The organism is Psychrobacillus sp. (assembly GCF_056205495.1).
In genome coordinates this window covers 1-6,656 of sequence record NZ_JBAEAP010000304.1, presented here as the reverse complement: position 1 = coordinate 6,656, position 6,656 = coordinate 1, and the positions used below count along the sequence as shown (strand labels likewise).

Genomic DNA, 6,656 nt, shown 5'->3' with positions numbered 1-6,656 from the left:
CCTAATAGGAGTCAATTTAATCAAACAGAACTAGACCTATTGACAAGAACAATTCCTAATTTATTGATTGTAGCGGAAAGCGTCCGGCTAGAGCGAAAATCAATTCTACTTACAATTATAAAAGTATATAAAATTCTCTATTAATTGTTCTTGTTTTATTTTAAAAAAATGACTTGTGAAATTAATTTTAATAGATAAAAAAATCGTGATCTCTGGGATTCTTTCTTTTCCATACTATTTCAACAAAATCCTATAATTAATCGTTAAAAAAGGAATGGAGAAAATACGCATCTCATGTTTAGCAGTAAGAATCTTATTTTTTTCCTCTAGTAGAAATTGCTCCTCCAATGGAAGCTTGAAGATGTTTTTTCTATAAGACAAGTAAATTCCTGCGTCAGATTCTAAGCTACCCCTACTAGTTAAAAGTAGCTTTCCGTCTCTTTCCTGTAATGCTAATACGCCAACCATAGATGACCAAGGTAAAGGGAGAGAGATATTCATATACGCTTGCTCGTCTCTTGTATGAAATGAATATAGTGCAACAAAGACGGTGTTTGTTTCAATTTTTCGGACCCAAGCCCTTGTATTGGTACGTCCATCCTCGATTGCTATTATATCTCCGGTCATTTCCATCTCCTTGGAGGTTAATGGTAGATTCAGCTGCTGCACTCTGGAACTAAACAATCCATATAATGCGGCAAAAGGCTTGAACCAAGCATGCCAATGAACAGTGGAAAATAGTCGATAATGCATTGTTTGCTCATAAAAATTACTAATCATAGGTGGAAGTGACTCTTTATCTACAAAAATGCTCATATCATCGACTAAGCCCGTATGGTTTTTATTGATGTGATAGTCATCTAAAACTTTCTCACCAACAGTTCCTTTACCTTTGATCTTGCTAATAGGGAACTGGGGTTTCTGATAACGGGATGGCGGTGTCCAAATGGACCAGCCGAGAAGACCGATGAAAGCGAATAAGAAGCAATTAAGAAATCCATGAAACTTAAGCATAAAATCTATCGTTACGCCAAAAAGACCAAAAGCATTCCCTGTCGCATACAAAAGAGAGAACAGGATCGTTACACCTAGAGCTCCAAAGGAAGTAACAATCAGGCTTTTCTGATAGCCATTTTTATATGTCGCCTTAATAGCTAGAACGATAAAACCATATATTCCAATCATATATAAAAGTACGGATATAAATTCTAATGTAGTAGAAAAAGTGATTCCGATTGCAACGACTAAAGGAGATATTAAAATGATAGCTGTAAGCCAAGGGTAGCTGGCAGGTTTATAAACTCGCCCTAAAAAACCTATAAAAACAGGCAATAAAAAGGAAGAATAATGAAAGTGAATTCCTGTCAGCCACGTTAAAATAAGAGTAAATCCTGTATCTATTTCAAGAACAGAAGCAACAAACCAAAGCCCTCCGATGAATAAATACATCATCCCCATATCAATCGCAAACTCTTCTATATTGGTGAAGCCTCTGTTAATAAATCGTTTAAATCCATATATGGCAACGATAAAAGTAAATAGGAGATAGATAAGCGCGAGCAAGGAATCAATCCTTGAATCTTCGGTAATCTGTAAAATAGAAACAGCTATCACAGCTGGAATGACAAAGTAATAGGTCAGATGATCATCTTTCAAAACTAATTTTAAGACGAGTGGAACAAATAATATCTGAGCTACGGATAGCATAAGAAAATACCAGGGCTCTACGCTAAAAGCAGCAACTATGAGAAATAAAATAGTGTGGGAGATTGCAATTCCTTTATAGGTCATCTGTTTGAAACACCCCTTTATACTCGAATAATGTACCAAGTAAAGGATTAGTAATTAACACATGAATAGAAAATACGTCTTTCTTTTCTACATAACACTCTTTAACAAGAACATTTCCTTTTAACAGCCTTGGTAAGGGGATTTCCAGCTTGCCTAATACAAGACGCTGTTTACTAGATTCAATTTGAAGATGTCCTTCCTCTGTGACAATGAATACGAGCTCAGAATAGAACAAGCTCGGCTCCCCAAGATAGTCCCTTACTGCACGCTTACTCTTCTCTAAGCTCATCAGCGCATTGAAATGCCTTGTTTGGTTTGGGAAGAAGAACGTTCTCTCCCAGTGAACCTGTTGTTCGCCGTTTGGACCTAGCTGCCCTTTATTAACAATTTGAAATGGTACATTCTCTCCTTGCTCAGGAAATAAAAACTTCCAACGAGTGGCTATACGAAAGAAAGGTGACAACCATTTCGGACCACTAGTTATTTTTGTCATGACTCCTGTTGCCTGGAAGGCCTTTTCAGAAGAAATAGTATACCGCCGCTTGAGCATTGGCTGCAGTCGCTCGAATTGTTCTCCAAGCATTTCTTTATAAATAGACATATGAAAAACTCCTTATCTTGAACGCTTACAGCTTTTGGCAGTTGGAATGTCTTTACTAACCAGCAATCCGATAACGGATAGAACAAACAGCGTTAAGTTAAATGTAAGGGGGTTAAATGGATCACCAAATACGGTGGCGTCTCCTATTAAAGTGGAGAGTGTAAGTAATGGAAAAACAACGACTTGAATTTTCAGTAATCTTCGCTTATTGCTATATAGTAGCCATAGGAGACCGAATATTATTTCGATAGCACCTGCCGTTGAAACGATATTTTGAGCTTCGTTCACTGTTAAGGGAAGCATGCCCTGGGTCATTGATACTTCCTCTGGATGCATTAATATTAATTTTGGAACGAGGCCGTGATACACCCAAACAAAAAAGAACAGAATGGTAATAAGCCAGTGACTGAAGAATCGTACATACTGATTGGATGGAGTGTCACCTTTTTCGAGCCACCTCTTAAATACATCAAAGCTAAGAGCAGTGGCCCATCCCATCATCGGGCGAAATAATAGTCGATCCATCATTTTCCCTAATGTCCCGAAACGAACATCATAATCATACAGGGTGAAAAATTTGATGCCGTCTTGCCCCTGCTCATACTTCCAATATCCCTTACCTTCTTTTATAGGAGAAATCTTTTGGGCAGTACCGAAATGCAGCGAGGATGTTCTAGAGTTGTCCTTCGCATGAAAGGTACCGACACTTTTCCCCCAACCCGAAATACTAAAGCCAAATCCTATATTCGTTTTATATTCAAATAGCTGTGGTTCATCTTCTTTTTTGGGTAAATAGGTGATAGAAGAAAAACGCAAATCCCATTGTTCATGTAGCTGGGGATTTTGAGATGCCTCCCATACCTTTTCCATATCGCTAGAGATACTAGTCTCTACATAAATTGGTTTATTTTTCATAATCTCACCTCCTTATTAGATTAACATAAAGGACTTTCTACTAGTAATAAAGAATAAGAAATAAAGTAGCGCACCAGCCAGCCACTTTTAGCTACGTCATCCAAGGAAACGAGGTTAGTAATATGCAGTTAAATAAAAATTTACAAACTAGATTCAATCCAGTTATCAATCATGTGAAAAATACGTATGATGCTGTCTATGCAACTGGAGCGGCAGTTATAGTCATTCATAAAGATAAAATTGTTACTGAACAATATTGGGGCACTCAATCTAGTAGACCAGAAGCTAGAGAAGTACAGGAGGATACCCAGTTTTACGTGGCATCTGTTCGAAAAAGCTATATAGGATTTGCTGTCGCGTATGCGGTGCATCATGGTTATATCGAATCGATAGATGATGAAGTGACAAAATATATTGCGGGTTTGGAGGAAGAGGTTTTTCACGGAACTACAATTAGACATTTATTGACACATACGCATGGGCTAACGGAGCTAGAAGGTAAAATTATTCGAGAGTTTTTACCAGGGGAGAGCTGGGCCTATAGACAAGTTAATATAAATCTGCTTACTCAAATAGTAAAGGTTACAACAGGCCAAACGGTAGCAGAGTTACTAAAAGAAGAGGTTTTTCGACCACTTGGCTTGAATGAGAGTGACTGGTATACAGAAATTCAACCTAAGCTTGCAGAGGTCATTGATCCGTCCGGCCAACCTAAACAAATACCAACAAACAGTACAAAGGGCGATCAGATGAACATGTTCACTTCTGCAAGAGATTTAGCCTATTGGGGTTACCTTCATTTAAAGCGGGGATACATAGATAACAAGCAGGTAATACCAAAAGAAGTTATTCAGCTATCTACGTCTCTTATAAGTCCGAGTACAATTGACAAGGATTTGCCTCAGCATGGTTTCCTTTGGTTTGTAAAGGATTTACCGGCAAAAAAAACGGAGCTTGGAGAATTAGTTCCGCGCGGGTCGTATCAAATTTTAGGATTCACAGGTGTTGCCGTGCTAGTCATTCCAGAACACGAAATCGTGGCAGTTCGGATGGTCAATAGCTTTGGATCACCAGAGAACCATGATTTTCTTGCGGACATAAGGTCCTTTGGAGACAGTGTAATGAAAAGTTTACAGGAGGGGTAAGTGAATGATTATTATTAAGCAATTTGATCATAGCGTACATATGACAGAGGAAATGGCGATGCTTTATCAAGCCGTATGGCAAAAAGAAGAGGATGACTTCTTCGAAAGAATACAAAAGCATGCCAATTATGATGGTTTTCTTGGAATTGTAGCATATACCGATACCAACGAATGCATTGGATTTGCGTATGGTTACAAATCAGAGGATGGACAGTACTATCGAGGACTTCTAGAGCAGGAATTAACAGTGGAAGAAGCAAACATATGGTTAACAGATTGCTTTGAATTTGTAGAGCTATTAGTTCACCCCTCATACCGAGGAAATGGATTAGGTAAAAGATTATTAGAAAAATTAGTGAACAATTGCGCGATGAAGACGTCTGTATTAACAACCAAGGCTAGTAATTTAGTAGCGCAAGCTTTATATGCAAAATCAGGATGGATCGTGGTTAAAGAAAATTTCTTTCCTTCTGCAAACGATGGACCATATGTCATTATGGGAAAGGACTTGAGAAGGGAAGAGCTTGTAAGTAAATTAATACAAGAGGGGGAAGAAAGATGATATGGCTTTTAATCATCCCCGCACTTGGAGTGCTGTTATTTTTAAATATAATAACACTGCTCCAAAAATTAAAAGACGGTAAAAATTATCACAATCAAAAAGTACTGTCTGCAGTAATTCTGTTCATTCTATTATTTTTTCTTACTTTTTGTCTGTTGGAGGGATCAAATGTACAGTATTGAAGCTTTTAGTACGTTCACATTAATGAGACCAGTCTTTATAACGTTTCTAGTTATAGCTGTAATTTTACTTATAGCGCTAGCGCTCTTTAAAACTCCAAAATGGATAACAGCGTTCACCATTTCTATTGTCTCTATTATTTCTATTGTAGTTTGTGCTCAGCTTTTATTTTTGGAGGGAATTATTGTAGACGAGCTTAATTTATCAGGCGACCCAGCTTCTATGTATATGTTTTTTACTATTACGCTGTTGAGTATATTAAATCTTCTTATTTACTTTTTTAAAAGGAGAAAAACCGCTTGAGTTATATACTTCAACCGATGACTCAGGAGCAGGCCGAGGACATTGCTTATAACTGGCACTATGAGGAGCCGTATTCCTTTTATAATATGGAAGCAGACGAGGAAGACCTGGAGGAATTTCTAGACCCGGTAAGTCGTAAGGACGAATACTACGTCGTTATGGAGAAGGAGAAGCTCATAGGGTTCTTTAGTTTTACTTTGGTAGCGCCTCAAGTATTTGATATTGGACTGGGAATGCAGCCAAATTTAACGGGTAAGGGTAAAGGAACCGATTTCTTGAGGGCAGGCATACAGTTTGCTCAAAGTATGTTCCAACCTGCAGCGATTACTTTATCCGTAGCAACCTTTAACAAACGAGCTATAGCGTTGTATAAACAGATAGGCTTTAAAGAGCTAGAAACTTTTAATCAGACTACTAATGGTGGAAGCTATGAGTTTGTTAAAATGCTTTATGAAACAGCCGAGGAATGAGGTTCCTTGGCTGTTTTTATTATTGCTAATTAAGTGAGGTATTAAAAGTTAAGGTAGCGTTAAGGGAACTTTTATAAAAGATTTCTAAACTAGGGTTTGGTGACATTGCTTACTCATTCATTAAGATTTCAGAAAAACCTTTAAACCTTCGGAAAAAGCAGCTGAATGGTAAAACCACGTTTGTGTTCTGACTTAACCTCAATTTCAACTTGCAAATCGTCACATAATTTTTTCACTAAAGACAATCCCAACCCTGTAGACCGCTTTTGATTACTAGCATCTCCTGTAAATCCTTTATCAAATATAAATGGTAAATCTGATTGTAAGACGCCTAGTCCATTGTCAGCTACTTTAACATAATAGCTGTCTTTTGCATGATCAAAACCTGTTTCTATCCAAATGAAACTTTCACTATCTACGTTTCGATATTTAATTGCATTTACAAGTAATTGGATCAAAATAAAATGAAGCACTCTTTCATCAGATGCAACGTTTATCTCCTTTATCTCCGTATGAACGTTTACATGTTGCTCTTCCAATAACGATTGTAGCTCTAGTAATACATCTTCAAAGCATTCCACAATAGAGACCTTTTTCAAGCTATAGTCAACATGCACAGCTTGTAGCTTTGCATAAAATAACATGCCCAAGTATTCTCCACACTCCTTAAGAGTAAAACAAATAAAAAA

At 37.4% G+C, this 6,656-nt stretch carries 9 protein-coding genes; 5 read left to right on the top strand and 4 right to left on the bottom strand.

Features of this window, described 5'->3' with window-relative positions:
• Positions 1-234: 234 nt before the first annotated feature.
• From AC06OU_RS08895 to AC06OU_RS08885, 3 genes are read right to left on the bottom strand one after another with little or no spacing between them, the layout of a single operon-like run.
• Positions 235-1,791 carry a YndJ family protein gene (locus AC06OU_RS08895; protein WP_475855285.1) on the bottom strand — a complete coding sequence of 519 codons (1,557 nt, stop codon included), beginning with the start codon at positions 1,789-1,791 and terminating at the stop codon, positions 235-237.
• Positions 1,781-2,392 (bottom strand): DUF4166 domain-containing protein, encoded by a 612-nt coding sequence (locus AC06OU_RS08890; protein WP_475855284.1) that lies wholly within the window; start codon positions 2,390-2,392, stop codon positions 1,781-1,783. The genes AC06OU_RS08895 and AC06OU_RS08890 overlap by 11 nt, the downstream gene beginning before the upstream one ends.
• 12 nt (positions 2,393-2,404) lie before the next feature.
• Entirely contained in the window at positions 2,405-3,307 is a 903-nt protein-coding gene (locus tag AC06OU_RS08885; RefSeq protein ID WP_475855283.1) for a DoxX-like family protein, read from the bottom strand.
• A 122-nt stretch (positions 3,308-3,429) separates the two neighbouring features.
• On the opposite strand from AC06OU_RS08885, the gene AC06OU_RS08880 reads away from it, so the two are divergent.
• The 5 genes from AC06OU_RS08880 to AC06OU_RS08860 are packed head-to-tail and all read left to right on the top strand — an operon-like array spanning position 3,430 to position 5,967.
• Positions 3,430-4,452, top strand: coding sequence for a serine hydrolase domain-containing protein (locus AC06OU_RS08880; RefSeq protein ID WP_475855282.1), 1,023 nt, complete (start codon positions 3,430-3,432; stop codon positions 4,450-4,452).
• Positions 4,453-4,456: 4 nt separating this feature from the next.
• On the top strand, positions 4,457-5,014 hold the full coding sequence (locus AC06OU_RS08875; protein WP_475855280.1) for a GNAT family N-acetyltransferase: 558 nt from the start codon (positions 4,457-4,459) through the stop codon (positions 5,012-5,014).
• Positions 5,011-5,196, top strand: coding sequence for a hypothetical protein (locus tag AC06OU_RS08870; RefSeq protein ID WP_475855279.1), 186 nt, complete (start codon positions 5,011-5,013; stop codon positions 5,194-5,196). The genes AC06OU_RS08875 and AC06OU_RS08870 overlap by 4 nt, the downstream gene beginning before the upstream one ends.
• Positions 5,183-5,497 carry a hypothetical protein gene (locus AC06OU_RS08865; RefSeq protein ID WP_475855278.1) on the top strand — a complete coding sequence of 105 codons (315 nt, stop codon included), beginning with the start codon at positions 5,183-5,185 and terminating at the stop codon, positions 5,495-5,497. Before AC06OU_RS08870 ends, AC06OU_RS08865 begins: the two co-directional genes overlap by 14 nt.
• The gene (locus tag AC06OU_RS08860) at positions 5,494-5,967 is read left to right on the top strand and encodes a GNAT family N-acetyltransferase (protein ID WP_475855277.1); all 474 of its coding nucleotides are present in this window, start codon (positions 5,494-5,496) and stop codon (positions 5,965-5,967) included. Before AC06OU_RS08865 ends, AC06OU_RS08860 begins: the two co-directional genes overlap by 4 nt.
• Positions 5,968-6,107: 140 nt before the next feature.
• Here the strand turns inward: AC06OU_RS08860 and AC06OU_RS08855 are convergent.
• A partial coding sequence (locus AC06OU_RS08855; protein WP_475855275.1) for a sensor histidine kinase occupies positions 6,108-6,656 on the bottom strand: 549 nt, incomplete at its 5' end.